The sequence below is a fragment of the Pseudomonas sp. B21-010 genome (assembly GCF_024749325.1).
Taxonomy (GTDB): Bacteria; Pseudomonadota; Gammaproteobacteria; order Pseudomonadales; family Pseudomonadaceae; genus Aquipseudomonas; species Aquipseudomonas kilonensis.
Genome location: NZ_CP087198.1, coordinates 4,415,634 through 4,441,445 on the forward strand (window position 1 = coordinate 4,415,634; position 25,812 = coordinate 4,441,445).

General features: G+C 61.1%; 26 protein-coding genes and 1 rRNA gene. 15 read left to right on the plus strand and 12 right to left on the minus strand.

Annotated elements, in window-relative coordinates:
- Positions 1-19: 19 nt before the first annotated feature.
- Positions 20-1,556 (minus strand): 16S ribosomal RNA (locus LOY50_RS19330).
- Between the two features lie 681 nt (positions 1,557-2,237).
- Between LOY50_RS19330 and rhtA the strand changes: the two genes are divergently transcribed.
- Positions 2,238-3,128: a threonine/homoserine exporter RhtA gene (rhtA, locus tag LOY50_RS19335; protein ID WP_024619799.1), complete on the plus strand. Its 891-nt coding sequence runs from the start codon at positions 2,238-2,240 to the stop codon at positions 3,126-3,128.
- A 167-nt stretch (positions 3,129-3,295) separates the two neighbouring features.
- A complete protein-coding gene (locus LOY50_RS19340) occupies positions 3,296-3,577 on the plus strand; it encodes a hypothetical protein (protein WP_014337379.1) in 282 nt (93 codons plus the stop codon).
- Positions 3,578-3,583: 6 nt separating this feature from the next.
- Here LOY50_RS19340 and LOY50_RS19345 read toward each other — a convergent pair whose 3' ends face one another.
- Entirely contained in the window at positions 3,584-4,153 is a 570-nt protein-coding gene (locus tag LOY50_RS19345; RefSeq protein WP_214509800.1) for a TetR/AcrR family transcriptional regulator, read from the minus strand.
- A gap of 89 nt (positions 4,154-4,242) precedes the next feature.
- On the opposite strand from LOY50_RS19345, the gene LOY50_RS19350 reads away from it, so the two are divergent.
- A complete protein-coding gene (locus LOY50_RS19350) occupies positions 4,243-4,971 on the plus strand; it encodes an SDR family oxidoreductase (protein WP_258688900.1) in 729 nt (242 codons plus the stop codon).
- Between the two features lie 34 nt (positions 4,972-5,005).
- Positions 5,006-5,596, plus strand: coding sequence for a 2-hydroxychromene-2-carboxylate isomerase (locus tag LOY50_RS19355; RefSeq protein WP_258688901.1), 591 nt, complete (start codon positions 5,006-5,008; stop codon positions 5,594-5,596).
- A 9-nt stretch (positions 5,597-5,605) separates the two neighbouring features.
- Here LOY50_RS19355 and LOY50_RS19360 read toward each other — a convergent pair whose 3' ends face one another.
- From LOY50_RS19360 to LOY50_RS19380, 5 genes are all read right to left on the minus strand, one after another.
- The gene (locus LOY50_RS19360) at positions 5,606-7,414 is read right to left on the minus strand and encodes an aminopeptidase P family protein (RefSeq protein WP_258688902.1); all 1,809 of its coding nucleotides are present in this window, start codon (positions 7,412-7,414) and stop codon (positions 5,606-5,608) included.
- Between the two features lie 45 nt (positions 7,415-7,459).
- Positions 7,460-8,626, minus strand: coding sequence for a cysteine desulfurase family protein (locus tag LOY50_RS19365; protein WP_214509796.1), 1,167 nt, complete (start codon positions 8,624-8,626; stop codon positions 7,460-7,462).
- A gap of 159 nt (positions 8,627-8,785) precedes the next feature.
- Complete coding sequence (locus LOY50_RS19370) at positions 8,786-9,400, minus strand: LysE family translocator (RefSeq protein WP_253476686.1); 615 nt, start codon at positions 9,398-9,400, stop codon at positions 8,786-8,788.
- A gap of 103 nt (positions 9,401-9,503) precedes the next feature.
- Positions 9,504-9,770 carry a hypothetical protein gene (locus LOY50_RS19375; protein ID WP_018600280.1) on the minus strand — a complete coding sequence of 89 codons (267 nt, stop codon included), beginning with the start codon at positions 9,768-9,770 and terminating at the stop codon, positions 9,504-9,506.
- 116 nt (positions 9,771-9,886) lie between these two features.
- Positions 9,887-10,252, minus strand: coding sequence for an antibiotic biosynthesis monooxygenase (locus LOY50_RS19380; RefSeq protein WP_253476687.1), 366 nt, complete (start codon positions 10,250-10,252; stop codon positions 9,887-9,889).
- Positions 10,253-10,348: 96 nt separating this feature from the next.
- On the opposite strand from LOY50_RS19380, the gene soxR reads away from it, so the two are divergent.
- The 10 genes from soxR (at position 10,349) to LOY50_RS19430 (ending at position 17,855) form a co-directional block, all read left to right on the plus strand.
- A complete protein-coding gene (gene soxR, locus LOY50_RS19385) occupies positions 10,349-10,801 on the plus strand; it encodes a redox-sensitive transcriptional activator SoxR (protein ID WP_258688904.1) in 453 nt (150 codons plus the stop codon).
- Positions 10,802-10,907: 106 nt separating this feature from the next.
- The gene (locus LOY50_RS19390; protein ID WP_258688906.1) at positions 10,908-11,369 is read left to right on the plus strand and encodes a VOC family protein; all 462 of its coding nucleotides are present in this window, start codon (positions 10,908-10,910) and stop codon (positions 11,367-11,369) included.
- 330 nt (positions 11,370-11,699) lie between these two features.
- Positions 11,700-12,914 carry a PepSY domain-containing protein gene (locus tag LOY50_RS19395; protein ID WP_258688907.1) on the plus strand — a complete coding sequence of 405 codons (1,215 nt, stop codon included), beginning with the start codon at positions 11,700-11,702 and terminating at the stop codon, positions 12,912-12,914.
- Entirely contained in the window at positions 12,911-13,453 is a 543-nt protein-coding gene (locus tag LOY50_RS19400; protein WP_258688908.1) for a thiamine pyrophosphate-binding protein, read from the plus strand. The genes LOY50_RS19395 and LOY50_RS19400 overlap by 4 nt, the downstream gene beginning before the upstream one ends.
- A complete protein-coding gene (locus LOY50_RS19405) occupies positions 13,450-13,776 on the plus strand; it encodes a hypothetical protein (RefSeq protein WP_253476695.1) in 327 nt (108 codons plus the stop codon). The genes LOY50_RS19400 and LOY50_RS19405 overlap by 4 nt, the downstream gene beginning before the upstream one ends.
- Positions 13,773-14,348: a DUF6162 family protein gene (locus LOY50_RS19410; RefSeq protein ID WP_258688909.1), complete on the plus strand. Its 576-nt coding sequence runs from the start codon at positions 13,773-13,775 to the stop codon at positions 14,346-14,348. The genes LOY50_RS19405 and LOY50_RS19410 overlap by 4 nt, the downstream gene beginning before the upstream one ends.
- A 35-nt stretch (positions 14,349-14,383) precedes the next feature.
- On the plus strand, positions 14,384-15,313 hold the full coding sequence (locus tag LOY50_RS19415) for a metal ABC transporter solute-binding protein, Zn/Mn family (protein WP_214509788.1): 930 nt from the start codon (positions 14,384-14,386) through the stop codon (positions 15,311-15,313).
- Positions 15,310-16,062, plus strand: coding sequence for a metal ABC transporter ATP-binding protein (locus LOY50_RS19420; protein ID WP_258688910.1), 753 nt, complete (start codon positions 15,310-15,312; stop codon positions 16,060-16,062). The genes LOY50_RS19415 and LOY50_RS19420 overlap by 4 nt, the downstream gene beginning before the upstream one ends.
- On the plus strand, positions 16,062-16,961 hold the full coding sequence (locus LOY50_RS19425; protein WP_018600264.1) for a metal ABC transporter permease: 900 nt from the start codon (positions 16,062-16,064) through the stop codon (positions 16,959-16,961). Before LOY50_RS19420 ends, LOY50_RS19425 begins: the two co-directional genes overlap by 1 nt.
- Complete coding sequence (locus LOY50_RS19430; protein WP_253476704.1) at positions 16,962-17,855, plus strand: metal ABC transporter solute-binding protein, Zn/Mn family; 894 nt, start codon at positions 16,962-16,964, stop codon at positions 17,853-17,855.
- 247 nt (positions 17,856-18,102) lie between these two features.
- On the opposite strand, the gene prpF is transcribed toward LOY50_RS19430, so the two are convergent.
- The 5 genes from prpF to LOY50_RS19455 form a co-directional block, all read right to left on the minus strand.
- Positions 18,103-19,296 carry a 2-methylaconitate cis-trans isomerase PrpF gene (prpF, locus tag LOY50_RS19435; RefSeq protein ID WP_258688911.1) on the minus strand — a complete coding sequence of 398 codons (1,194 nt, stop codon included), beginning with the start codon at positions 19,294-19,296 and terminating at the stop codon, positions 18,103-18,105.
- 42 nt (positions 19,297-19,338) lie between these two features.
- Positions 19,339-21,930 (minus strand): Fe/S-dependent 2-methylisocitrate dehydratase AcnD, encoded by a 2,592-nt coding sequence (gene acnD / locus LOY50_RS19440; protein ID WP_258688913.1) that lies wholly within the window; start codon positions 21,928-21,930, stop codon positions 19,339-19,341.
- A 198-nt stretch (positions 21,931-22,128) separates the two neighbouring features.
- The gene (gene prpC / locus LOY50_RS19445) at positions 22,129-23,256 is read right to left on the minus strand and encodes a 2-methylcitrate synthase (protein ID WP_013693956.1); all 1,128 of its coding nucleotides are present in this window, start codon (positions 23,254-23,256) and stop codon (positions 22,129-22,131) included.
- 133 nt (positions 23,257-23,389) lie between these two features.
- A complete protein-coding gene (gene prpB / locus LOY50_RS19450) occupies positions 23,390-24,280 on the minus strand; it encodes a methylisocitrate lyase (protein WP_258688914.1) in 891 nt (296 codons plus the stop codon).
- Entirely contained in the window at positions 24,277-24,990 is a 714-nt protein-coding gene (locus tag LOY50_RS19455; RefSeq protein ID WP_003204063.1) for a GntR family transcriptional regulator, read from the minus strand. The genes prpB and LOY50_RS19455 overlap by 4 nt, the downstream gene beginning before the upstream one ends.
- 280 nt (positions 24,991-25,270) lie before the next feature.
- On the opposite strand from LOY50_RS19455, the gene LOY50_RS19460 reads away from it, so the two are divergent.
- Complete coding sequence (locus LOY50_RS19460) at positions 25,271-25,807, plus strand: ATP-dependent zinc protease (RefSeq protein WP_214509781.1); 537 nt, start codon at positions 25,271-25,273, stop codon at positions 25,805-25,807.
- The last annotated feature ends 5 nt before the right edge of the window (positions 25,808-25,812 follow it).

Sequence of the window (25,812 nt, forward strand, 5' to 3'; positions counted from 1 at the left end):
AGCAGCTGCGGTCGTCGATTAAGGAGGTGATCCAGCCGCAGGTTCCCCTACGGCTACCTTGTTACGACTTCACCCCAGTCATGAATCACACCGTGGTAACCGTCCCCCCGAAGGTTAGACTAGCTACTTCTGGTGCAACCCACTCCCATGGTGTGACGGGCGGTGTGTACAAGGCCCGGGAACGTATTCACCGCGACATTCTGATTCGCGATTACTAGCGATTCCGACTTCACGCAGTCGAGTTGCAGACTGCGATCCGGACTACGATCGGTTTTGTGGGATTAGCTCCACCTCGCGGCTTGGCAACCCTCTGTACCGACCATTGTAGCACGTGTGTAGCCCAGGCCGTAAGGGCCATGATGACTTGACGTCATCCCCACCTTCCTCCGGTTTGTCACCGGCAGTCTCCTTAGAGTGCCCACCATTACGTGCTGGTAACTAAGGACAAGGGTTGCGCTCGTTACGGGACTTAACCCAACATCTCACGACACGAGCTGACGACAGCCATGCAGCACCTGTCTCAATGTTCCCGAAGGCACCAATCCATCTCTGGAAAGTTCATTGGATGTCAAGGCCTGGTAAGGTTCTTCGCGTTGCTTCGAATTAAACCACATGCTCCACCGCTTGTGCGGGCCCCCGTCAATTCATTTGAGTTTTAACCTTGCGGCCGTACTCCCCAGGCGGTCAACTTAATGCGTTAGCTGCGCCACTAAGAGCTCAAGGCTCCCAACGGCTAGTTGACATCGTTTACGGCGTGGACTACCAGGGTATCTAATCCTGTTTGCTCCCCACGCTTTCGCACCTCAGTGTCAGTATCAGTCCAGGTGGTCGCCTTCGCCACTGGTGTTCCTTCCTATATCTACGCATTTCACCGCTACACAGGAAATTCCACCACCCTCTACCATACTCTAGCTCGACAGTTTTGAATGCAGTTCCCAGGTTGAGCCCGGGGATTTCACATCCAACTTAACGAACCACCTACGCGCGCTTTACGCCCAGTAATTCCGATTAACGCTTGCACCCTCTGTATTACCGCGGCTGCTGGCACAGAGTTAGCCGGTGCTTATTCTGTCGGTAACGTCAAAACACTAACGTATTAGGTTAATGCCCTTCCTCCCAACTTAAAGTGCTTTACAATCCGAAGACCTTCTTCACACACGCGGCATGGCTGGATCAGGCTTTCGCCCATTGTCCAATATTCCCCACTGCTGCCTCCCGTAGGAGTCTGGACCGTGTCTCAGTTCCAGTGTGACTGATCATCCTCTCAGACCAGTTACGGATCGTCGCCTTGGTGAGCCATTACCCCACCAACTAGCTAATCCGACCTAGGCTCATCTGATAGCGCAAGGCCCGAAGGTCCCCTGCTTTCTCCCGTAGGACGTATGCGGTATTAGCGTCCGTTTCCGAGCGTTATCCCCCACTACCAGGCAGATTCCTAGGCATTACTCACCCGTCCGCCGCTCTCAAGAGGTGCAAGCACCTCTCTACCGCTCGACTTGCATGTGTTAGGCCTGCCGCCAGCGTTCAATCTGAGCCATGATCAAACTCTTCAGTTCAAACATCTTTGGGTTTTGAGAAAACCCTAAACTTGGCTCAGCAATCGTTGGTTACATCTTTGATTTCTCGCGGAGTAACTTGTGATGCTGATAATCTGTTGACTAGCAGTCTGACTCCACAAGCACCCACACGAATTGCTTGATTCAGTTGTTAAAGAGCGGTTGGCTGAGTCTTTCGTCTCAACCGAGGCGCGCATTCTACAGCGCCCCATGCATCTGTCAAGCGGTTATTTTCAGAAGTTTTCAAAGTTTCGCTTCGGAAACATCAACAACTTCAACCACTTGCGCTTCCGATCTCTCGTTAGCGGGAGGCGAATTCTACAGCGTTACTCGCTGCTGTCAACACCTCTTTTTCACCGCTTTCGACCGAGAAGATCGAACCGCCAATAGAGCCAAACAACACCGCTCTACCTGCTCCTTCCGAGCCTCGATGAACTGAAGCCCAACACCTTCGAAACTTACTTAACTCATTGAATCTCAAGGAGTTTTCCGTTTCGACTGCGCCGGAAGTGGGGCGAATTATAGACTTCCAGAATCTGCCGTCAACCCTTAATTTGATTTTTCTATCTGTAATCCGAAACCACACTTAAATCTGCCCGGTATATAGACGGAATCGTCGCACATGCGCAATATACTGCTCAATGCAGCCTCCCCCGCCTTTATTCTGGACGACACTTCGTAATGACACCCCCTCCACATCGCAGCCTGGCCTCCACCCTGTATCCGGTTGCCCTGCTATTAATAGCCATGGCCTCCATCCAATCGGGAGCCTCCCTCGCCAAAAGCATGTTCCCGGTAGTGGGCGCACAGGGCACAACGACGCTGCGACTCATTTTTGCCAGCCTCATCATGCTGTTATTGCTACGTCCCTGGCGCGCCAAGCTCACCGCCCAATCCCTGCGCACCGTGATCGTTTATGGAATGGCACTGGGCGGCATGAACTTTCTCTTCTATATGTCGGTTCGTACCGTTCCACTGGGCATTGCCGTGGCACTGGAGTTCACCGGGCCCCTGGCAGTTGCCATTTACGCCTCACGCCGGGCAATCGACTTTCTCTGGATCGCCCTGGCAGTCGCTGGCCTGCTTCTGCTTATACCGACCGGAGCGACCAATGCCGGTATTGACCTGCTTGGAGCCGGCTATGCGCTGGGCGCAGGTGTTTGCTGGGCGTTGTACATCCTGTTTGGCCAGAAGGCTGGCGCGGACAATGGTGTGCAAACCGCCGCATTAGGGGTGATGATCGCCGCCCTGTTCGTCGCACCGATTGGGATCGTGCACGCAGGCGCCGCACTGCTCACACCGAGCCTGATTCCAATCGCCATCGGCGTCGCCATTCTGTCTACGGCCCTGCCCTATACCCTGGAAATGATCTCCCTGACCCGAATGCCAGCCCGCACTTTCGGCACTCTGATGAGCGTCGAACCGGCAGTCGCGGCCCTGTCGGGGCTGGTCTTTCTCCAGGAGTACCTGTCCTTGGCCCAATGGCTAGCCATTACCTGCATTATCCTCGCGTCGGTCGGCGCAACGATGACCATGGCCAACACCGCAAAGCCTGCCGTCGCGGCAGATTGAAGCAGGATTTAACGAAGGTCTGGTATTTGCCACGCATTTAGGCCATGTTTAGACCGCTAACCCAATGTCAGACATGGATTTTTCATACAGGACGTCATGAACGCTTCAAGCAAGAGCGAACACAATCGTACGTGGACACAAGATCCACGACGGTTATAAGGATGGGAATGAAACGAATTTTGATACTGATCGCCGTACTTGCAGTAGCGGGCTGTGCGGCAACATCGAAAACTGAAGTCAAGCGCGGTAAAAAAGGCCTGCACATCAATTGCTCCGGCCTGTCCTCATCCTGGGATCAGTGCGCCGCCAGCGCTGCCAACTCATGTGCTCCCAAGGGTTACAAGGTCATTGCCAAGTCCGGCGACGCCGTCGAGGAACCCGGGGATTATCCCTTCGGGCTCAACCCCGCTGGCTATACCAGCCGCAGCATGATCGTCATCTGTAAATAGGCCATGTCAGTCGAGCCCTTGCTCGGCCATTCGGCGCCTGATCTCCTCATGACTGGACTTGAGGACGTCACGCTGGACCTGCGGCGTGACCAGCATCCGCGCAACGACCAATGCTCCCACGCATTGAGACAGGATGGCCCAGGCCAGACTGTCGCTTCCCAATATCCGCGCCCAGCTTTCGTGCAAACGACATATCCATGTTTGCGCCGCCTCCCTCACCTCGACATCCGATCGCGCGATCTCGGCACCCAGTACTGGCAACGCACACCCTGCTTCGGGCTGCTCAACGTGGCTCATGCTCAAGTACTGCTTGAGGCAGCGCTCCAGCTTCATTGAGTCCATGGCACCGTCGCCACTCAGACGATCCAGGCTTTGGGCCAACTCCCGCTCAACAATGGCCTTGAAAAGCTCATCCTTCGATGAGAAGTGGCTATAAAACGCACCGCCGCTCAACCCGATCGCTTTCATCAAGCCATCGACACCGACCGTGGAGAAACCCGACTTCTTGGCAGAGACGGCACTGCTGGCGAGCAGCTTCTCGCGGGTTTCCATTTTGTGATTGGCTGAATATCGCATGGTCCTGCCCCTGATTGCTCACCTTGACGCTTGCCGGATCTTAGCATAACGTCCGTTCAGTTAACGATCGTTTACCAATGAGGCTGACCATGAATAACAAGAAGGTCGTACTGGTTGTTGGCGCAGGCGATGCCACGGGTGGCGCGATTGCCAGACGCTTTGCACAGGAAGGCTTTGTTGCCTGCGTTACCCGCCGTAGCGCCGACAAGCTCGCGCCACTGGTGGATGGAATCCGCGCCCAAGGCGGCGAAGCCCACGGGTTTGCCTGTGATGCGCGTAAAGAAGACGACGTGATCGCACTCATCGAACAAATCGAGAACCAGATCGGCCCGATCGAAGCCTTTGTGTTCAACATCGGCGCCAACGTCCCCTGCAGCATCCTCGAAGAAACCGCACGCAAGTATTTCAAGATCTGGGAAATGGCCTGTTTCTCAGGCTTTCTCAATGCACGGGAAGTGGCCAAGCGCATGGTCAAGCGCCAGCGCGGGACGATTCTGTTCACCGGGGCAACGGCGGGATTGCGCGGCGCTTCGGGGTTTGCCGCATTCGCGGGCGCCAAACATGGCGTCCGGGCACTGGCCCAGAGCATGGCCCGTGAGCTGGGGCCGCTGAATATTCATGTGGCCCATGTGGTGGTGGACGGCGCCATCGACACCGACTTCATCCGCGATAATTTCCCGGAAAAATATGCCACCAAGGATCAGGACGGCATCCTGAACCCTGAACACATCGCCGACAATTACTGGTACCTGCACAGCCAACCCCGCGACGCCTGGACCTTCGAACTGGACCTGCGGCCCTGGAGCGAACGCTGGTAAACCCTCCCCTCACAACAACAAGAGAGCAGATCCCATGAGCAAATCGGTGGAGTTTTACTTCGATTTCGGCAGCCCGACCACGTACCTGGCCTACACCCAGTTGCCGACGCTGTGCGCGCAGACCAACAGCCAGTTGATCTATCGTCCGATGTTATTGGGCGGCGTCTTCAAGGCAACCGGCAATGCATCACCGGCGACAGTGCCGGCCAAGAACCCTTACCTGTTCAAGGATCTGAATCGCTTCGCCAAGCGCTACGGGGTCGCCTTCAAGTTCAATCCACACTTTCCCATCAATACACTGCAACTGATGCGCGCGGTGACTGGCATGCAGTTGCGCCAACCTGAACGCTTCGAGGCCTTCGTCGATTGCCTGTTCCGCGCCTTTTGGGTGGATGGCCGCAACCTCAATGACCCGACGACTGTCGCTGCGGTCCTGAACGAGGGCGGTTTCGATGCCGACTATGTGCAGGCCTTGACGAACGACGAGCAGGTCAAGCAAGCACTCAAGACCACCACTGAAGAAGCCATCGCACGGGGCGTGTTCGGCGCCCCGAGCATGTTTGTCGGCAACGAATTGTTCTTCGGCCAGGATCGGTTGGACTTCGTCCGTGAAGCCCTCGCCTGACCCTCTACTTCAAATCGCCATCGTTCGCGTGTTGAGCCATTGCAGCGCGTCACCGTCCAGCAACGGGCTCAAGCGACGCTGAACCTCGGCGTGGTAGGCGTTGAACCAGTCTTTTTCGTCCTGGGTCAGCAGCGAAGGTTCCAGGCAGCGGGTGTCGATCGGGCACAGGGTCAGGGTTTCGAACTCAAGGAACTCACCGAACTCGCTGCTTCCTGCTTCACGGTTCAACACCAGGTTCTCGATGCGCACACCCCAGCGACCGGGACGATAAGTGCCCGGCTCGATGGAGGTGATCATGCCAGCCTGCATCGCCGTTTGCGGCGCGGCAGCGGCTTGATAGGCAATCACCTGCGGGCCTTCGTGGACATTGAGGAAATAGCCGACGCCATGGCCGGTGCCGTGGCCGTAATCCACCTGCTCCGCCCAGATCGGTGCACGGGCGATAGCATCCAGCAACGGCGAAAGGATGCCCCGCGGGAATTTGGCCCGGGACAGGGCAATCACGCCCTTGAGCACGCGTGTGCAATCACGTTTCTGCTCAGCAGTGGGTGTGCCAACCGGCACCATGCGAGTGATGTCGGTGGTGCCTCCCAAGTACTGGCCGCCGGAATCGATCAGCAACAGGCCATCACCTTCGATGACCGCATGGGCTTCTTCCGTGGCGTGGTAATGAGGCATCGCGCCGTTGGCGTTAAAGGCGGCGATGGTGTTGAAACTCAGGGAGACGAAGTCCGGCCGGCGCGTGCGGGCGGCGGTCAGGTGCTCGTCGATGGTCAACTCGGTGATGCGCTCGCGCCCCCAGGCCCCTTCCAGCCAGGCGAAGAACTCACAGAGCGCCGCGCCATCCTGCTCCATGGCCCGACGGATGTGTTCGGCATCGGCCAGGCTTTTGCGGGACTTGGCCAGCGTCGTTGGATTGAGACCTTCGACCAGCTTCACGCCGCTGCCCAGGTTATCCAGCAAGCCGACCGTCACCCGCGCCGGATCGATCTGCAGGCTTGCGCCGTCCGGCACTTCACGCAATGCGGCATCGGCTTCGCTGTAATCGCGCAGGGCCACGCCATCCTGTTCAAGAACGGCACGCAGCGCTGCGTCAACCTTGTCCAGGGCCACGAACAGCGTTGCCTGTTGCTGGCTGATCAAGGCGAAGGAGACGAACACGGGGTTGAACGACACATCCGCGCCGCGCAGGTTGAACAACCAGGCGATGTCATCCAGCGTGGCGATGAAATGCCAGTCGGCACCACGCTCCTTGAGGGATTCGCGCAGCTTGGCGAGTTTCTCGACCCGGCTGACGGTCGCCTGGGGAGGCAAATGGGCATAGACCGGCTGATCCGGCAAGCTTGGGCGATCGCTCCAGACCGCCTTGAGCAGATCGATGTCGGTGCGCAACCGTGCGCCGCGTTCCGTAAGCTTGCCGCCCAGGGTGCGGGCCGATGCCACGGCCATAACCGCACCGTCAACGGCGACCACTCCACCCTCAGGCGTTTGTTCCGCCAGCCAGTCCAGGGGCCCAGGCTGGCCGGGAATGAGCTTGACCAGCTCGATACCACTGCCCTCCAGCTCCTTGGTGGCCTGCTCCCAATAACGGCTATCGGCCCAGACGCCAGCGAAACTGCCGGTCACGATCAAGGTACCCACCGATCCGTGGAACCCCGACAGCCATTGCCGCCCCTGCCAATAGCCCGGCAGGTATTCGGACAGATGCGGGTCGGCCGATGGCACCAGCAGCGCATGAATGCCCTCTCGGCTCATCAGTTGGCGGATTTGGGCCAGGCGCTGGGGAACCAGTCCATGGGGCAAGGGCTCGGTGCTCATTGTTTCTCCTGCTCATTGATATTGTTGTTCGATGCCGAAGACGGCTTATGGGGTCGTGGCCCAGAACGCCGGCGCTGTCGCGCACGCCGCCTGGATCAGCCGCACCGCCTCGTCGATATCCTGTTCGGTGGTAAAACGGCCCAGGCTCAAGCGAATGGTCCGCCCGGCCGCGCGCGCATCGTGCCCCAGGGCCAGCAGCACGTGGGACGGGCTGTTCTGCGCCGAATTGCAGGCCGAGGTGGCGGAAAATGCAATCGATGCGCCCAACGTCGCCGGGTTGAACTCACCTTCGTTGAAGGTCAGGCTCAGCGTGTGGGGAATCCGACGGCTCGCACTGCCGTTTATACGCACACCGGGCAAGGCCAGCAGCGGCTCAAGCAAACGATTGCGCAACCGGGCGATTTTTGCGAGTTCTTCGTCGAATGCCTCGGCTGCGAGTTCGAATGCGGCGCCCATGGCTGCGATCTGGTGGGTCGCCAGGGTCCCGGAGCGCAAACCGCCTTCATGCCCACCGCCGTGAATCTGCGCCGACAACCGTGGCCGGGCACGGTCGCCGACGTAGAGCGCACCGATGCCCTTGGGGCCGTAGATCTTATGCGCGGAAAAAGACATCAGGTCCACCGGCCAACGAGACAGGTCGATCTGCACCTTGCCGGCGCCCTGGGCCGCGTCCACATGAAACAGCGCACCGTGCTCGCGCACGATCTCGCCGATGGCGATGACATCGTTGACGGTGCCCAACTCATTGTTCACCAGCATCAGCGACACCAGGAACGTGTCTTCGCGCAGCGCCTCGCGAACCGCTTGCGGACTGATCAGGCCCTCGGCGTCCGGCGCCAGCCAGGTCACCGCGACGCCGCTCTCTTCAAGCTGGCGCGCCGTGTCGAGAATCGCCTTGTGTTCGATCAGACTGGTGATGACATGGCCGGCGGAACCACCGCGCGCCTGGGCCACCCCTTTGAGGGCCAGGTTATTGGATTCGGTAGCGCCGGACGTCCAGACGATCTGTTCGGGCTGAGCCCCGACCAGTTGCGCCACCTGCTGGCGGGCGCGCTCTACCGAGCGCCGGGCTTCCTGGCCAAAGGCATGGGAACTGGAAGCCGGGTTGCCAAAGTTGCCGTCAAAGCCCAGACACTCGACCATGACCCGGATGACCCGCTCATCCACCGGCGTGGTGGCGGCGTAGTCGAAATACAAAGGACGTTTTTTCATAGGAAACTCGCAGAGCCTGCTCCGGGATCAGGCGCCCTCGTTGGGTTCGAGACTAGCAATACCTGATCAAAGACCTTAAAGAAGTCGGACTTCGTTTAAAAGTGCGTAGGAACGCTCCTGAACAGCGAGCTTAGCAGGCATCGCGGCGAAGCTCAGCCCTCAACTGATGCTTTCGAGCAACAACGGATACAGCGAAGCGACCAACAGCAGCGCCATGCCCCAGTTGAACACGCGTAGCCAGCGACGATCACGCAACAGGTTGCGCAACAGGCTGCCGCACACCACCCACAGGCTCACGCTTGGCAGGTTGATCAGGGCAAACACCGCCGCAATCACCAACACGTTGAAGAAATAACCCTGGAGTGGCGTGTACGTACTGATGGCACCGATGGCCATGATCCAGGCCTTGGGATTGACCCATTGGAACGCCGCTGCGCCCCAGTAGCTGATCGGCGTATTGTCTCCCGGCTGGTTTTCCGAAACCGGACCGGAGTGGGCGATTTTCCACGCCAAGTACAACAGGTACGCCGCGCCGATGTAGCGCAGCGCGGTATAGAGCAGTGGATAAGTCTGGAACACCGCGCCCAGGCCAAGGCCCACCGCCAGCACCAGGGAAAAGAAGCCGCAGGTAATACCCAGCATGTGAGGAATGGTGCGGTTGAAACCGAAATTGACACCCGAGGCCAACAACATGGTGTTGTTAGGGCCAGGCGTGATCGAGGTCACCAGGGCAAACAGGGCGAAGCCCAGCAGCAGGTCAAACGAAAGGGTCATGTCAGGTCAGTCCATCAGGGCAGGTCAGTCAAGTCATGACCCTACCCCACGCCTTGGCGCAAACCCACGGACAGTTGGGCAAAACTTTAAGCGGTACAGTCCTTCAGCTTGACCGGCCTGGCTGTTGCACGACCCGCTCGGCACTCATCTGGCCCTGATCGTCGAAACCCACGTTTTTCTGCGACGAACCAAGCAGCTCGGCTTTTTTCGCGTGGTACTCATCGAACGAGAGGCCGCGGCGATTCAAGGCCTCAAGAGCCAGTTCGCGGGTCTCGTCGGCGGTGTAGGGGCGCAGCTCCGGGGAAGAACTGGCGCAACCACCCAGGAGGGTGGCGGTCAACAGCAGCAAAACAGCAAAGGTACGGTTCATGGCAAGTGTCCGGTGTACTGGAGTTGGGCGATGAACAAAGGCTACCCGCCAGCCCTGCGCGGCAGAAATCAACCCTCTCAATAGTGGCTATTGCCTTTGCGGATCAGCCGCTGCACTCAGTCGACCAACTGGCAATGCAGCGCGTTGTCCGGGCTGCGCTCGATGTTGCGCAGCACTTGGAACGAGCCGAACGTCACGGCTTTGGCTCGATGAGCCTGGATCAGCCGCCAGAAATCCTGCTCGCCACTTTCGAAGCTTTGAAGCGCCGCCTCGCCTGCCTCGCGGGTTTGCCACTGCAAATAGTTGAGCACCCGCCGACCATCCTCGCTGGCCTGGATACTGGCACTCAGGAACCCCTGGTGATCCCGAGCCAGGCGCTCGGTCTGTTCCGACAAGGCGGTTACCAGCGCCTGCTGCCATTGCGGTTCGATATCGAATTCCATCAACTGGGTGAAGCTGCGATTGTTCCTTGGTAATTGCATGAAAGGTCCCCTCTGCACGTAAGACGGATCTTGCGATCCGAACGCGTGCAGGGTAAAACCTCAAGTTAACTTGAGGTCAAGCAGTGAATTGACGCGATGACGCAGATCGATATCCACAAGGAACTCACCGTCGGCCAAGTGGCCGCCCGCAGCGGCGTGGCGGTCACGGCCCTGCACTTCTATGAATCCAAGGGGCTGATCAAAAGCACGCGCAACCAGGGCAACCAACGTCGCTATTCACGGGCAGTATTGCGCCGCGTGGGGCTGATCAAGGTTGCCCAGCGCCTGGGCATTCCCTTGGCGGAAATCGGCGAGGCCTTGAAAAACCTGCCGGACGACCGTGCGCCAACGGCCGCCGACTGGCAGACCTTGTCGGCGCAGTGGAGCCGGGACCTGGACGAGCGCATCAACCAATTGGTGGCGCTGCGTGATCGACTCAACGGCTGCATCGGCTGCGGATGCCTGTCGATGGAGGCTTGCCCGCTGCGCAATCAGGGCGACGTGCTGGGAAAACACGGGCCAGGGGCTCACCTGTTGGAGCAGCCGTGAAGCGTTCGTCGGGACATGAGCCCGTCCACGGCGGCTGGCCTATAGTGGATGGGCGCAAAACCGACGAAGACTCTCTTCGCCTCCCATAACAACAAGGAGAACCGTCATGGGCGTCAAAGCCATTCCCGAAGGTTTCCATAACATCACGCCCTACCTGGGCATTCAAAAAGCTGCCGAAGCCATCGACTTCTACAAAAAAGCCTTCAATGCCACCGAGGTCATGCGCCTGGCCATGCCCGACGGCGGCATCGGGCATGCCGAACTGCGGATCAACGGATTTCCGATCATGCTCGGCACGCCTTGCGACCAAGGCCCGCTGAGCAATCCGGACAAATCGCCATCGGTCGGCCTGCATTTATATGTCGAGGACGTGGACAGCGCATTTACCCAGGCCATTGCTGCCGGTGGCACAGTGATTTCAGAGGTCAAGGACCAGTTTTACGGCGATCGTACCGGCACCTTGAAAGATCCCTATGGGCATCTGTGGTTCCTGGCGACGCACAAGGAAGATCTGAGCCAGGAACAGATCGAGCAACGGGCCAGGGAGATGTTCCAACAGCAAGGCTGATTTGCCCTTGCTCCCGCAGGGTTTCGCCCCGTCGGAGCTGTGTAGGAGCTGTGTAGGAGCTGTCGAGTGCAACGAGGCTGCGATCTTTCCCCAGTCACTTGAATCTCAAGCGAAAGATCAAAAGATCAAAAGATCAAAAGATCGCAGCCTTCGGCAGCTCCTACCACGCGAAACATTTTCTTTCATCTTCCCCTTCAGGATTGCGATCGCTCGTTCGTCTTAATTAGATGCAGCAGGCCGCGTCGGCAAAAGCCACGGTCTGCTTTTTACGGTTCACGGTACTGCGAAGCCCGTAATACCGAACCTTTCATCGAATCAAGACGTTCAATCATGTCGAAGAAGTCCCGCTCCAAACTCTGGTTCCTGGTCCATAGCTGGCTGGCATTGCCCATCTGGTTTTTCGTGCTCATCGTTTGCGTCACTGGCACCCTCGCGGTGGTCAGCCAGGAGATTGTCTGGCTGGTCAACCCCGACATGCGCGCCAGCAAGCCCTCGGACGATGCCCAACTGCTCAGCTATGACCAGGTGATCGCCGCGATCAAGCAAGCCCAGCCGCACACCCAGGTGCAAGGCATCGTCCGCCCGGACGAGTCGCACTTTGCGCTGGAGGTCAGCGTCACCTACCCCGACGGACGCCCCGACAAGGTCTACGTCAACCCCTACAGCGGCGTCATCCAAGGCTCGGCGCCGACATTCAACTTCAGGGGGTTTACCCGTGCCCTGCATGGCTGGTGGCTGGTGCCGTTCACCAACGGCTACAGCTGGGGCTGGTACCTGGTGTCCTTGTTGGGGCTGCCGTTGCTGGCCTCGTTGGTGACCGGGCTGGTGGTCTACAAGCGTTTCTGGAAAGGCTTTTTCCGTCCGACGCTGCGGATCCGCCACGGCGCCCGAATTTTCTGGGGGGATTTCCACCGACTCAGTGGTATCTGGTCGATCTGGTTCATCGCGGTGATTTCCGTTACGGGCACCTGGTTCCTGATCGAAGCCTTGCTATCGGACAACCAGATATCCATTTCCAGCGAGCCGGTCATCCCGGTGGTGGCCCGTGAAAACGTTCCGTTGTCAGCCGATGGTCTTGCACCGCAGCAATTGAACCTGGACCGGGCCATTGAAATCGCCCAGCAACGCATCCCGGGCCTGGAAGCGAGTTTCGTCAGCCTGCCCGGCAATGCCTACAGCCATCTCGAAGTCGGCGGCCGCGGTTGGTATCCACTGATGTTCCAGACCGCCACCATCAATCCCTACACCGGTGACGTCGCCGCCTCACGACTGCTGTCCGACCGCACGACCCTGGAATTCGTCACCGAATCCATGCGCCCGTTGCACACCGGCGACTTCGGTGGCCTGTGGATCAAGCTCATCTGGTTTTTCTTCGGTTTGGTCCTGAGCATGATGGTTCTCAGCGGGCTGCTGATCTGGACCAAACGCACGGCCCTGGCCACCGCCAATGCCCTCAAGCGTAGCCAGAAACCCTCCCGTGAAACCCGCATCGCGCAGGCATTGCAGCCGTCGGTCCACCGTGAGTCGTCGGAGGGCAGCCTGTGAATCCGTCCAATACCACTTCATCACCGTCACGCCTGAGCCTGTTCTGGCATAAATGGCGCTTCCACCTCAACGTGCTGTTGTTGCTGATCCCCTTGGGGTTCATGCCCAAATATTTATCCGAAGCCGCGCTGTTTCGCGGGGACGCCGGGCTTGGCGAGCGGGAAGTCGGCGAAGTCCAGGTCGGACCCTGGAGCCTGCGCCTGGCGGAATTTCGCAACGAAGCCCCACGAGTCCAGGGGCCTGCCGGGCCCATGAAGCATTTCAACGCGGCCCTGTGCGAACGCTGTATCGGTCAGGTCAAGGCCACCTACCTGCGCGTCGGCAAACCTCGCAGCCTAAGGGCCGCCGGGGTGATTTTCTTCGGCTCGCCCTATCGCATGAGCGCCTTGTTGCCGGTCCCGCCAAAGACCCAGCCCGATGCCGAACTGTGGATAACCCTCGAGGGTTGGGACGGTTCGATGCACCAGGCCTCCATTCCCCTGAGCCAGGCCTCCCCGGCCACCGTCGCCTGGCTGAAGAACCAAGGACCCAAACCATGACCTTCCGCGCCTTATCCAACGGCCTGGCGTTGCTGTTCTGCGCAGGCGCAAGCACCAGCGCCCTGGCCCACAACCCGATGTGCGAATGCAAGGCCATCGACGCCGAGCAGATCCAATGCACCGGCGGTTTTTCCGACGGCAGCGGCGCGCCCGGAGTGACCCTGGACGTGATCGGCTATGACGAGACCATCCTCGTCCCGGGCAAGCTCGGCGCCGATTCGAAGCTGACCTTCAAGAAGCCGGACGCTGAGTTCTACGTGCTCTTCGACGCCGGCCCCGGCCACGTGGTGGAAATCGACCAAGCCGACATCGAGGCCCCATGACCAACACCACGACTCAAGTCATCCGCCCCGCTGGCGCGGGCCATGAAACCCTGTATGTGTTGCTGCTGTGCCTGGTCATCGTGCTGGTCGCCGGGTCTGTGGTGGCCTGGCATGGCAAAGCCGAAGACACCACGCACCTGGCCTCGAACCAGCTCGACGCCCGCCGCGACCTCAGCGCCGCCGAGCAGGGCATCTACGCTGACCTGCGGGTGACCCTGGATGAAATCCGCTTGCTGCGCGAAGACCAATCCACCCTGCCCGGCCCGCAAACCCTGGCCGAAGAAGGCTTCGCGCCGTTCGCCCAGGACGCCAGCGCTGTCAGCCGGGGCGGCCACGCCTGGCAACTGCTGCAGGACCAGGCCTACTTCGGCGCCAGTGCCAATTCTTCCGTCGCAGGTTCGTTTCTGATGCGCATCGGCGAAGCGTCCGACGCTGCGCCGGACATCTGGCTCAACCGCAGCAATGGCCTCGCGACACCTACCGCGCTGGACGACGCCGCTTTGTCCGCCGCCGGCTGGCAACAGATCGTCGCGCAATTCGATGCCGGCGTAACCCGCCAGCACCGGCACTGACCCCACGCCTTCATTCGAGAGAAGACCGTTTGCCCATGCCTATTGCATCCCAACGCCGCCCCTTGCTGCGCCTGCTGCTGATCGGCCTGCTGGCCTGCCTGTTCACCTCGCCGGTGAGCGCCGAAACAGCCAAGCGCCTGCGCATCGGCATCACCCTGCACCCTTATTACAGCTACGTGGCCAACATCGTCGGCGACAAGGCCGAGGTCGTGCCGCTGATCCCGGCCGGTTTCAACCCCCATGCCTATGAACCACGGGCCGAGGACATCAAGCGCATCAGCGGCCTCGACGTGATCGTGCTCAACGGCGTGGGCCACGACGACTTCGCCGACCGCATGATCGCCGCCAGCGAAACCCCGAACGTGAAAGTGATCGAGGCCAACGAAAACGTGCCCCTGCTGGCAGCCACCGGCACGGCGGCCCGTGGCGCGGGCAAGGTCGTGAACCCGCACACGTTCCTGTCCATCAGCGCCTCCATTGCCCAGGTCAATAACATCGCCCGGGAGTTGGGCAAGCTCGACCCGGACAATGCCAAGGCCTACACCCAGAACGCCCGCGCCTACGGCAAGCGCCTGCGGCAGATGCGCGCCGCTGCCCTGGCGAAGCTGACCCAGGCCCCCAATGCCGAGTTGCGGGTCGCCACGGTGCATGCCGCCTACGACTACCTGTTGCGCGAATTCGGCCTGGAAGTGACCGCCGTGGTCGAGCCGGCCCATGGCATCGAACCGAGCCCGAGCCAGTTGAAGAAAACCATCGACCAACTGCGCGAGCTGGACGTGAAGGTGATCTTCTCGGAGATGGATTTCCCGTCCACCTACGTCGACACCATCCAGCGTGAATCGGGCGTGAAGCTGTACCCGCTCTCACACATTTCCTACGGCGACTACAGCCCCGAGAAGTACGAAAAGGAAATGGCCGGCAACCTCGACACCGTGGTCCGGGCCATCCAGGAGTCTGGCGCATGACCGTCCAGGAAACCCTCACTCTGCAGCGCGTCGGGCCCTTGATTGAGTTCGCCGACGTCAGCCTGAACCTGGGCCGCACCACCATTCTCGACAGCGTGGCGTTTCAGGTCGAGCCCGGCAGCATCCATGCCTTGGTGGGCCCCAACGGTGGCGGCAAGAGTTCGCTGATCAAGACCTTGCTGGGGCAGATGCCGCACCAGGGATGCTTGAGCCTGCAATGGCCAGGCGAGCCCGGTGTGATCGGCTACGTGCCCCAGGCGCTGGAGTTCGACCGGGGCCTGCCCTTGACGGTGGACGATTTCATGGCAGCGATGTGTCAGCGGCGGCCGGCCTTTCTCGGCTTGAGCAAGCACTACGCCGGCGCCATAGAACAGGCCTTGGAGCGGGTCGGCATGCAGGACAAGCGCAAGCGGCGCATGGGCGCGCTGTCCGGCGGCGAGCGTCAGCGAGTGTTGCTGGCCCAGGGACTGATTCCCTCGCCGCAATTGCTGGTACTGGATGAACCGATGTCGGCCCTGGACGAGGCCGGCATCCAGGTGTTTGAACGGTTGCTGCAGGACTGGCGCCAAGCCGGGATCACCGTGCTGTGGATCGAACATGACCTGGAAGCCGTCGGGCGTCTGGCCGACCGTGTCACCGGCCTGAACCGCCGGGTGCTGTTCGACGGTCCGCCCCGCCAGACCCTGACTCCAGAACGCCTGCTGACGCTGTTTTCCACCCATCCGCGCACGAACGGGAGCGCTGCCTGATGAGTTATGAAGCCTTTCGTCTGATGGTCCAGGGCTGGGCTTCGGCCGGTTATCTGCCCGAAGCGCTGGCCTATGGGTTCGTGGTCAATGCCTTGCTGGCCGGGCTGTTGATCGGCCCGGTGCTGGGCGGTCTCGGCACGCTGGTGGTGGTCAAGCGCTTCGCGTTTTTCTCCGAGGCGGTGGGCCATGCGGCGCTGACCGGCGTGGCCATCGGCATCCTGCTCGGCGAACCCTACACCGGGCCTTACGGCAGCCTGTTCGGCTACTGCCTGTTGTTCGGCATCCTGCTCAATTACCTGCGCAACCGCACCGGCCTGGCGCCCGACACGTTGATCGGCGTCTTCCTGTCGGTGTCCCTGGCCCTGGGCGCCAGCCTGCTGTTGATCCTGGCAGGCAAGATCAACGTGCACATCCTGGAGAACGTACTGTTCGGCTCGGTACTGACGGTCAATGGCAATGACCTGCTGGTGCTGGCGGTGGTCGGCTCGCTGGTGATGGCCCTGGCCTTGCCGCTGTACAACCGCATCATGCTTGCCAGCTTCAACCCGCAACTGGCAGCGGTGCGCGGGGTGGCGGTCAAGACGCTGGACTACTTGTTCGTGATCCTGGTGACGCTGATCACCGTGGCGGCGGTGAAAGTCATTGGCGCCATTCTGGTGGGCGCGTTGCTGGTGATCCCCGCTGCGGCGGCGCGCCTGCTCAGCCAATCATTGAAAGGCTTTTTCTGGTGTTCAGTGTTGATCGCCACCGCCAGCACCTTGTGCGGGATTCTCGCGCCGATCGTGTTCGACCTGCCCATCCCGTCCGGCGCTGCGATCATCCTGGTGGCCGGCATCGCCTTCGCCCTGAGCGCCATCGCCCGCGGTGTCGTCCCCAGCCTCAAAGGGAATCTTGGATAAATGGTTTTTTCATTGCGACAACTGACCCTGGCCGTGGCGTTGTGCGGCGTGGCCGTTACTTCGTCATTCGCCAGCGAAAAGGTCCGTCTGCTGGCATCGCTGCCGGTCACCTACGGATTGGGCGAGGCCTTGCTCAAGGGCACCGAGGTCAGCCTGGAGCGGGCCGCGCCCGCCAATCTGCCTGGCACCCGGCAGAGCGCCTACTTCAGCGGCCGTGGCGCGCCGGCGTTGAGCAAACTGGCCAGCGATGCTGACGGGGTGATCGGGCTGCGCTCGCTATGGCCGGACGATCCGCTGTACCCCATGGCGCGACGCAGCAATATCCGCATCGTCGAAGTCGATGCCGCGCGCCCGGTGGACGGTGCCCTGCCCGGTATCGCCGTGCAGCCGGGCATGGCCGACGGCCTAGCGAGCCAACCGTGGATGGCCAGCCATAACCTGGGGCGCATGGCCGACGTGATCGCCGCCGATCTGGTGCGCCTGGCCCCGGCGGACAAACCGAAGATCGACGCCAACCTGGCGACCCTCAAGCAGCGCCTGCTCAAACTCAGCGCCGACAGCGAAAAACGCCTCGCCAGTGCCGATAACCTGAGCGTGGTCAGCCTGAGCGAGCATTTCGGCTACCTGATCAGCGGGCTCAACCTGGACGCAATCAGCACCGATACCCGGCCCGACGCCGAATGGACAGCCGAAACCCTCAAGCAGTTGAGCGCGACGTTGAAAGACAATGACGTGGCGCTGGTGCTGCATCATCGCCAGCCTTCGGATGCGCTGAAGGCAGCTATCACCGAAGGAGGTAGCCGGCTGCTGGTGTTGAGCACCGATGGCGCCGATCCGGTGGCGGAACTGGAAAGCAATGTAGGACTGGTGGTCACCGCACTGACGGGAGGCTGACGGCCATCCCTTGTGGGAGCGAGCTTGCTCGCGATGAGGCCAGCACATCCAACATTGATATCAACTGACACACCGCCATCGCGAGCAAGCTCGCTCCCACAGGGTTGATTGTGGATGTTCGAAGATTCTGTGTTCACCACACATCCACTGTGGGAGCGAGCTTGCTCGCGATGAGGCCGGCACATCCAACATTGATATCGGCTGACACACCGCCATCGCGAGCAAGCTCGCTCCCACAGGGTTCAACTCAGCTCGGGGCTTGCCCCGGCACCCGCACAAACCCTTCCATCAACACCCGAGCGCTGCGGCTCATGATGGCTTTTTTCACGACCCATTCGCCGTTGACCTGGCTGGCCTCGGCGCCGACGCGCAGGGTGCCGGAGGGGTGGCCGAAACGCACGGCGTTGCGTTCGATACCGCCGGCTGCCAGGTTTACCAGCGTGCCGGAGATCGCTGCGGCCGTGCCGATGGCCACCGCTGCGGTGCCCATCATGGCGTGGTGCAGCTTGCCCATGGACAGCGCCCGTACCAACAGGTCAACGTCCCCGGCCGCCACGGCTTTTCCGCTGGATGAAACGTAGTCCGCCGGCGGCGCGACGAACGCCACTTTCGGTGTGTGCTGGCGCTGGGCGGCTTCGTCCAGGTGCTTGATCAAGCCCATGCGCAGAGCGCCGTGAGCGCGAATGGTTTCGAACATGGCCAATGCCTTGGGATCGCCGTTGATGGCGCCCTGCAATTCGGTGCCGGTGTAACCGACGTCCCGGGCATTGATGAAAATCGTCGGGATCCCGGCGTTGATCAGCGTCGCCTTGAAGGTGCCAACACCGGGCACTTCCAAGTCGTCCACCAGATTGCCGGTGGGAAACATCGAACCACCACCGCCCTCTTCCTCGGCGGCCGGGTCCATGAATTCCAATTGCACTTCGGCCGCCGGAAAAGTCACGCCGTCGAGTTCGAAGTCACCGGTTTCCTGCACCGCGCCGTCGGTGATCGGCACATGGGCGATGATGGTCTTGCCGATGTTGGCCTGCCAGATCCGCACCACGGCCACGCCGTTCTGTGGGATGCGACCGGCGTCCACCAAACCACTGCTGATAGCGAATGAACCGACCGCCGCCGACAGGTTGCCGCAGTTGCCACTCCAGTCCACGAACGGCTTGTCGATGGACACCTGGCCGAACAGGTAATCGACATCGTGGTCGGCCCGGGTGCTCTTGGACAGGATCACAGTCTTGCTGGTGCTGGACGTCGCACCACCCATGCCATCGATCTGTTTCTCGTACGGATCGGGGCTGCCGATCACCCGCAGCAACAGGGCATCCCGGACCGGGCCAGGGACACGAGCCGCTTCGGGCAGGTCTTGCAGGCTGAAGAACACGCCTTTGCTGGTGCCGCCACGCATATAGGTAGCGGGAATTCTGATTTGCGGTGCGTGAGCCATGATGCTCCTCAAGCGGACACGCCGGGTGTCCGCAGCTTTGATTTAGACGGCAACCGCCGATTCAAGGAAGTCCTGGGCAAAGCGTTGCAGCACGCCCCCGGCTTCATAGATCGACACTTCTTCAGCGGTATCGAGGCGGCAGGTCACTGGCACTTCGACGCGCTCGCCGCTCTTGCGAGTGATGACCAGGGTCAGCGTCGCACGCGGGGTGCGTTCGCCGATCACGTCATAGGTTTCACTACCGTCGATGCCCAGGGTCTTGCGATCGGTGCCGGGCTTGAACTCCAGCGGCAACACGCCCATGCCCACCAGATTGGTGCGGTGGATACGCTCGAAACCTTCGGCGGCGATCGCCTCGACACCGGCCAGGCGCACGCCCTTGGCCGCCCAATCCCGGGACGAACCCTGGCCGTAGTCGGCGCCGGCAATGATGATCAGCGGCTGCTTGCGCTCCATGTAGGTCTCGATGGCTTCCCACATGCGCATGACCTTGCCTTCCGGCTCGACCCGGGCCAGGGAGCCCTGCTTGACCTTGCCGCTTTCCTGGACCATTTCGTTGAACAGTTTCGGATTGGCGAAGGTGGCGCGTTGCGCGGTCAGGTGGTCGCCGCGGTGGGTCGCGTAGGAGTTGAAGTCCTCTTCCGGCAGGCCCATTTTCGCCAGGTATTCGCCGGCGGCGCTGTCCAGCATGATGGCGTTGGACGGCGACAGGTGATCGGTGGTGATGTTGTCCGGCAGCACCGCCAGCGGGCGCATGCCCTTGAGCGGTCGCGCACCGGCCAGCGCGCCTTCCCAATACGGCGGACGACGGATGTAGGTGCTTTGTGGGCGCCAGTCGTACAGCGGCGTCACTTTCGACCCGGTGTCTTCCTGGATGGCGAACATCGGGATGTACACCTGGCGGAACTGCTCCGGTTTCACCGAGGCCTTGACCACCGCGTCGATTTCTTCGTCGCTCGGCCAGATGTCCTTGAGGCGGATTTCCCGACCGTCCACCACACCCAGTACATCCTTCTCGATGTCGAAGCGGATGGTCCCGGCGATGGCATAAGCGACCACCAGCGGTGGCGAGGCGAGGAACGCCTGCTTGGCGTACGGGTGAATGCGCCCGTCGAAGTTGCGGTTGCCCGACAACACGGCGGTGGCGTACAGGTCGCGGTCGATGATTTCCTGTTGGATCACCGGGTCCAGCGCGCCGGACATGCCGTTGCAGGTGGTGCAGGCGAACCCCACCACGCCGAAGCCCAGCGTCTCGAGTTCGGACGTCAGGCCCGCCTCATCCAGGTACAGCGCCACGGTTTTCGAACCCGGCGCCAGGGACGACTTGACCCACGGCTTGCGGACCAGGCCCAGGCGGTTGGCGTTGCGCGCCAGCAGGCCGGCGGCGATCACGTTGCGCGGGTTGCTGGTATTGGTGCAGCTGGTAATGGCGGCGATGATCACCGCACCGTCGGGCATTTGCCCCGGCACATCGTCCCATTGCCCGGAAATGCCTTTGGCAGCCAAATCCGACACCGCGACACGGGCGTGCGGGTTGCTGGGACCGGCCATGTTGCGCACCACCGACGACAGGTTGAAGCTCAGGCCCCGCTCGTATTGCGCGCCCTTGAGCTTGTCGGCCCACAGGCCTGCCTGCTTGGCGTAGGTCTCGACCAGTCGCACCTGCTCGTCTTCACGGCCAGTGAGCTTCAGGTAATCGATGGTTTGCTGGTCGATGTAGAACATCGCCGCCGTGGCGCCGTATTCCGGGGCCATGTTGGAAATGGTCGCGCGGTCGCCTAAGGTCAGGGCACTGGCGCCTTCGCCGAAAAACTCCAGCCAGGCACCGACGACTTTTTGCTTGCGCAGGAATTCGGTCAGCGCCAGCACCATGTCGGTGGCGGTGATGCCCGGTTGCAGCTTGCCGGTCAGCTCGACGCCGATGATCTCCGGCAGGCGCATCCACGAGGCGCGGCCGAGCATGACGCTTTCGGCCTCCAGGCCACCGACGCCGATGGCGATCACGCCCAGGGCATCGACGTGGGGCGTGTGGCTGTCGGTGCCCACGCAAGTGTCGGGGAACGCCACACCGTCACGCTGCTGGATCACCGGGGACATTTTTTCCAGGTTGATCTGGTGCATGATCCCGTTGCCCGGCGGAATCACATCGACGTTCTTGAAGGCCTTCTTGGTCCAATTGATGAAGTGGAAGCGGTCTTCGTTGCGCCGGTCTTCGATGACGCGGTTCTTGGCGAAGGCTTGCGGGTCGGAACCACCGCTTTCCACCGCCAGGGAGTGGTCGACGATCAGTTGGGTCGGCACCACCGGGTTGACCTGCGCCGGATCACCGCCCTGCAAGGCGATGGCGTCGCGCAGGCCAGCCAGGTCCACCAGCGCGGTCTGGCCGAGGATGTCATGGCACACCACGCGCGCTGGGAACCACGGGAAATCCAGGTCGCGCTTGCGCTCGATCAGTTGCAGCAACGACTCGCCCAGCGTAGCCGGGTCGCAGCGCCGTACCAGGTTCTCCGCCAGCACGCGGGAGGTGTACGGCAGGCCGTCGTAGGCGCCGGGACGAATGGCATCCACGGCCTCGCGAACGTCGAAATAATCCAGCGAAGTGCCGGGCAGCGGTTTGCGAAATTCTGTGTTCATCGTCAGGACTCGGGTCACGGTGGTTTCAGAAGGGTTGGCGCCGGACTTGAAGCGCCCCCGGCCACTGTGGGAGCGAGCTTGCTCGCGATAGCGGTGTATCAGTCGACATTAATGTTGAATGTCAGTGCGCAATCGCGAGCAAGCTCGCTCCCACAGGGTTTCGGGGGTATCCAGTTCCTGCGGCTAGAACCCTCCAGCTCAGCGTTGTTCGATTGGCACGAACTTGCGCTGTTCGACGCCGGTGTATTCGGCGCTCGGTCGGATGATGCGGTTGTTGGCGCGTTGTTCGAACACGTGGGCGGCCCAGCCGGTCAGGCGCGAGCAGACGAAAATCGGCGTGAACAGCTTGGTCGGGATGCCCATGAAGTGGTACGCCGAGGCATGGTAGAAATCGGCGTTGGGGAACAGTTTCTTCTGTTCCCACATGGTCTTGTCGATAGCTTCGGAGACCGGGAACAGCACCGTGTCGCCCACTTCATCGGCGAGTTTTTTCGACCAGCCCTTGATCACCTCGTTGCGCGGGTCGTTGTCCTTATAGATCGCGTGACCGAAGCCCATGATCTTGTCCTTGCGCGCCAGCATGCCAAGGGTGCCCTCGATGGCCTCCTGCGGCGAGCTGAAGCGCTCGATCATTGCCATCGCCGCTTCGTTGGCACCGCCATGCAGCGGGCCGCGCAACGAGCCGATGGCGGCAGTGATGCAGGAAAACAGGTCCGACAACGTGGAGGCGCAAACCCGGGCGGTGAAGGTCGAGGCGTTGAATTCGTGCTCGGCGTAGAGGATCAGCGAAACATTCATCACCTTGACGTGCAGCTCGCTCGGCTTCTTGCCGTGCAGCAAGTGCAGGAAATGGCCGCCGATGGACACTTCGTCGGTCACGCATTCGATGCGCTGGCCTTCGTGGCTGAAGCGATACCAGTAGCACATGATCGCTGGGAACGCGGCCAGCAGGCGGTCGGTCTTGTCGTGCTGCTCGGAAAAGTCTTCCTCGGGTTCCAGGTTGCCCAGGAACGAGCAGCCGGTACGCATGACGTCCATCGGGTGGGCGTCGGCGGGAATGCGCTCCAAAACCTCTTTCAGGGCTTGGGGCAAGTCCCGCAACTGGCGCAGTTTACCGGTGTAGGCGTCCAGCTGTGCCTGGGTCGGCAGCTCGCCGTACAGCAGCAGGTAGGCCACTTCTTCAAATTGCGCATCTGCCGCCAGGTCGCGAACGTCGTAGCCGCGATAGGTCAGGCCGGCGCCCGACTGGCCTACGGTGGACAATGCGGTTTGCCCGGCCACCTGGCCACGGAGCCCGGCGCCACTGAGTACTTTTGCTTCGGCCATTTGCTGTCTCCATTTTTTAGATTTGTAGAGATTGGAAAAAGATCGCAGCCTCGTTGCACTCGACAGCTCCTACACAGCTCCTACGCGGCCCCACCCTGTAGGAGCTGTCGAGCGAAGCGAGGCTGCGATCTTTTCATTTCTTCGCCGCGAACAACGCATCGAGCTTCTGCTCGAAGGTGTGGTAGTCGATGCGATCGTAAAGCTCCATGCGGGTCTGCATGGTGTCGATGACATTCAGTTGCGTGCCGTCGCGGCGGATCGCGGTGTAGACGTTCTCGGCCGCTTTGTTCATGGCCCGGAAGGCCGACAACGGGTACAGCACCAGGGACACGTCGGCACCGGCCAGCTGTTCGGTGGTGTACAGCGGGGTCGCGCCGAATTCGGTGATGTTGGCCAGGATTGGCGCTTTCACGCGGCTGGCGAACAGCTTGTACATCTCAAGCTCGGTGATGGCCTCCGGGAAAATCATGTCGGCACCCGCCTCGATGCAGGCCGCGGCGCGGTCCAGGGCTGATTCCAAGCCTTCCACCGCCAGGGCATCGGTACGGGCCATGATCACGAAGCTGTCATCGGTGCGGGCATCGACGGCGGCCTTGATGCGGTCGACCATCTCTTGCTGCGAGACGATTTCCTTGTTCGGGCGATGGCCGCAACGCTTGGCGCCGACCTGGTCCTCGATATGAATGGCCGCCGCGCCGAACTTGATCATCGACTTGACCGTGCGCGCCACGTTGAACGCCGAGGAACCGAAACCGGTGTCCACGTCCACCAGCAGCGGCAGGTCGCACACGTCAGTGATACGGCGCACATCGGTCAGCACGTCATCCAGGCCGGTGATGCCCAGGTCCGGCACGCCGAGGGAGCCGGCCGCCACGCCGCCACCCGACAGGTAGATCGCCTTGAAACCGGCGCGTTTGGCCAGCAGCGCGTGGTTGGCGTTGATCGTGCCCACCACTTGCAACGGATGCTCGGTGGCGACCGCATCGCGGAAACGCTGGCCTGGCGTGCTCTTGCTGGAACTCATGACTCACCTCGTTCAGTGGCGGCGCTGTCCTGGAAATGACGCGCAATGTTGCGTTTGGACGCACCGATGTGCCGGCGCATCAATAATTCAGCCAGTTCGCCGTCACGGTCGGCGATGGCGTCTAGAATCCGGTGGTGCTCGGCAAAGGCCTGGCGCGGACGGTTGGGCGTGGTGGAAAACTGGATGCGGTACATGCGCACCAGTTGGTACAGCTCGCCGCAGAGCATCTGCGTCAGGGTGCGGTTGCCGCTGCCCTGGATGATCCGGTAATGGAAGTCGAAATCGCCTTCCTGCTGGTAATAACCGACACCGGCCTGGAACGCCGCATCGCGCTCGTGGGTTTCCAGCACCCGGCGCAGCTCGTCGATTTCTTCCAGGGTCATGCGTTCGGCCGCCAGGCGGCAGGCCATGCCTTCGAGGGATTCACGGATTTCGTAGAGTTCCAGCAGCTCGGCATGGCTCAGCGACACCACCCGGGCACCGACGTGAGGCACCCGCACCAGCAGGCGCTGGCCTTCCAGGCGATGAATCGCCTCGCGCAGCGGCCCGCGGCTGATGCCGTAGGTGCGCGCCAGCTCGGGCTCGGAGATCTTGCTGCCGGGGGCGATCTCGCCTTTGACGATGGCGGCCTGGATACGTCGGAAGACGTTCTCGGAAAGCGTCTCCGAATCGTCTTGGGCCATCACCGGGGTTTCGAGCTGATCGAGCATATTGTCGACACCTTGCAAATCAATACGGCAAAAACTAACCAATAGCGGCGTTAACGTCAAAGCAAAAATCAACATTGTCGACAATCGTCTAATAAGCTCACCCGCCATAACCGCTCGTTTGAATGCGTCGTAGCGTCCGGCCAGCGGTGGCGTCAGAAAACCACCGTGCTAGAATGCCGCGCGATTTGCCGCTCTCCTTTTATAGGGAAGGCTGCCCAGGGAGCTTGTGCAGTAATGCCAGGGCCTGAACCGATAAACGGAACGCTGCGCACCAGGATCTATGACACTCAAGCCCTTCACCGCTGCTCTTTATTTCGTGTGCCTGCCGGGGCTTGCCGTGGCGGGTGAAAAAACCGTGTACGGCCTCAACGAATATGCCGCCCTGCAGGGCATCGACCTGGAGGTCGCCGCCAAGCTCGACACCGGCGCCAAGACCGCGTCCCTCAGCGCCCGGGACATCAAGCGCTTCAAGCGCAATGGCGAGTCCTGGGTGCGCTTTTACCTGGCCATTGACGCGGCCCACTCGCACCCCATCGAACGTCCGCTGGCCCGGGTCAGCAAGATCAAGCGCCGCGCCGGTGACTACGACCCGGAAGAAGGCAAGAAATACACGGCCCGGCCGGTCATCGAACTGGACATCTGCATGGGCTCGGCCCTGCGCAGCATTGAAGTGAACCTGACCGACCGTAGCGCCTTCCAATACCCGTTGCTGATCGGTTCCGAGGCGCTCAAGCGCTTCGACGCGCTGGTCGACCCCAGTCTTAAATACGCTGCCGGCAAACCCGCCTGCGCCAATGCCGCTCAAACCGCAGAGTAATTCCA

What these genes read in the sequence shown, in the direction of transcription:
- LOY50_RS19355 (WP_258688901.1), top strand. Translation starts at nt 5,006, where the DNA reads ATGAGCAAATCGGTGGAGTTTTACTTCGATTTCGGCAGCCCGACCACG.
- LOY50_RS19430 (WP_253476704.1), top strand. Translation starts at nt 16,962, where the DNA reads ATGGTTTTTTCATTGCGACAACTGACCCTGGCCGTGGCGTTGTGCGGC.
- prpB (WP_258688914.1), bottom strand. Translation starts at nt 24,280, where the DNA reads ATGAGTTCCAGCAAGAGCACGCCAGGCCAGCGTTTCCGCGATGCGGTC.
- LOY50_RS19345 (WP_214509800.1), bottom strand. Translation starts at nt 4,153, where the DNA reads ATGCGATATTCAGCCAATCACAAAATGGAAACCCGCGAGAAGCTGCTC.
- LOY50_RS19425 (WP_018600264.1), top strand. Translation starts at nt 16,062, where the DNA reads ATGAGTTATGAAGCCTTTCGTCTGATGGTCCAGGGCTGGGCTTCGGCC.
- LOY50_RS19380 (WP_253476687.1), bottom strand. Translation starts at nt 10,252, where the DNA reads ATGCAATTACCAAGGAACAATCGCAGCTTCACCCAGTTGATGGAATTC.
- LOY50_RS19340 (WP_014337379.1), top strand. Translation starts at nt 3,296, where the DNA reads ATGAAACGAATTTTGATACTGATCGCCGTACTTGCAGTAGCGGGCTGT.
- LOY50_RS19365 (WP_214509796.1), bottom strand. Translation starts at nt 8,626, where the DNA reads ATGAAAAAACGTCCTTTGTATTTCGACTACGCCGCCACCACGCCGGTG.
- soxR (WP_258688904.1), top strand. Translation starts at nt 10,349, where the DNA reads ATGACGCAGATCGATATCCACAAGGAACTCACCGTCGGCCAAGTGGCC.
- LOY50_RS19405 (WP_253476695.1), top strand. Translation starts at nt 13,450, where the DNA reads ATGACCTTCCGCGCCTTATCCAACGGCCTGGCGTTGCTGTTCTGCGCA.
- rhtA (WP_024619799.1), top strand. Translation starts at nt 2,238, where the DNA reads ATGACACCCCCTCCACATCGCAGCCTGGCCTCCACCCTGTATCCGGTT.
- LOY50_RS19390 (WP_258688906.1), top strand. Translation starts at nt 10,908, where the DNA reads ATGGGCGTCAAAGCCATTCCCGAAGGTTTCCATAACATCACGCCCTAC.
- LOY50_RS19395 (WP_258688907.1), top strand. Translation starts at nt 11,700, where the DNA reads ATGTCGAAGAAGTCCCGCTCCAAACTCTGGTTCCTGGTCCATAGCTGG.
- LOY50_RS19370 (WP_253476686.1), bottom strand. Translation starts at nt 9,400, where the DNA reads ATGACCCTTTCGTTTGACCTGCTGCTGGGCTTCGCCCTGTTTGCCCTG.
- LOY50_RS19360 (WP_258688902.1), bottom strand. Translation starts at nt 7,414, where the DNA reads ATGAGCACCGAGCCCTTGCCCCATGGACTGGTTCCCCAGCGCCTGGCC.
- LOY50_RS19455 (WP_003204063.1), bottom strand. Translation starts at nt 24,990, where the DNA reads ATGCTCGATCAGCTCGAAACCCCGGTGATGGCCCAAGACGATTCGGAG.
- LOY50_RS19410 (WP_258688909.1), top strand. Translation starts at nt 13,773, where the DNA reads ATGACCAACACCACGACTCAAGTCATCCGCCCCGCTGGCGCGGGCCAT.
- LOY50_RS19415 (WP_214509788.1), top strand. Translation starts at nt 14,384, where the DNA reads ATGCCTATTGCATCCCAACGCCGCCCCTTGCTGCGCCTGCTGCTGATC.
- prpC (WP_013693956.1), bottom strand. Translation starts at nt 23,256, where the DNA reads ATGGCCGAAGCAAAAGTACTCAGTGGCGCCGGGCTCCGTGGCCAGGTG.
- LOY50_RS19420 (WP_258688910.1), top strand. Translation starts at nt 15,310, where the DNA reads ATGACCGTCCAGGAAACCCTCACTCTGCAGCGCGTCGGGCCCTTGATT.
- prpF (WP_258688911.1), bottom strand. Translation starts at nt 19,296, where the DNA reads ATGGCTCACGCACCGCAAATCAGAATTCCCGCTACCTATATGCGTGGC.
- acnD (WP_258688913.1), bottom strand. Translation starts at nt 21,930, where the DNA reads ATGAACACAGAATTTCGCAAACCGCTGCCCGGCACTTCGCTGGATTAT.
- LOY50_RS19460 (WP_214509781.1), top strand. Translation starts at nt 25,271, where the DNA reads ATGACACTCAAGCCCTTCACCGCTGCTCTTTATTTCGTGTGCCTGCCG.
- LOY50_RS19375 (WP_018600280.1), bottom strand. Translation starts at nt 9,770, where the DNA reads ATGAACCGTACCTTTGCTGTTTTGCTGCTGTTGACCGCCACCCTCCTG.
- LOY50_RS19350 (WP_258688900.1), top strand. Translation starts at nt 4,243, where the DNA reads ATGAATAACAAGAAGGTCGTACTGGTTGTTGGCGCAGGCGATGCCACG.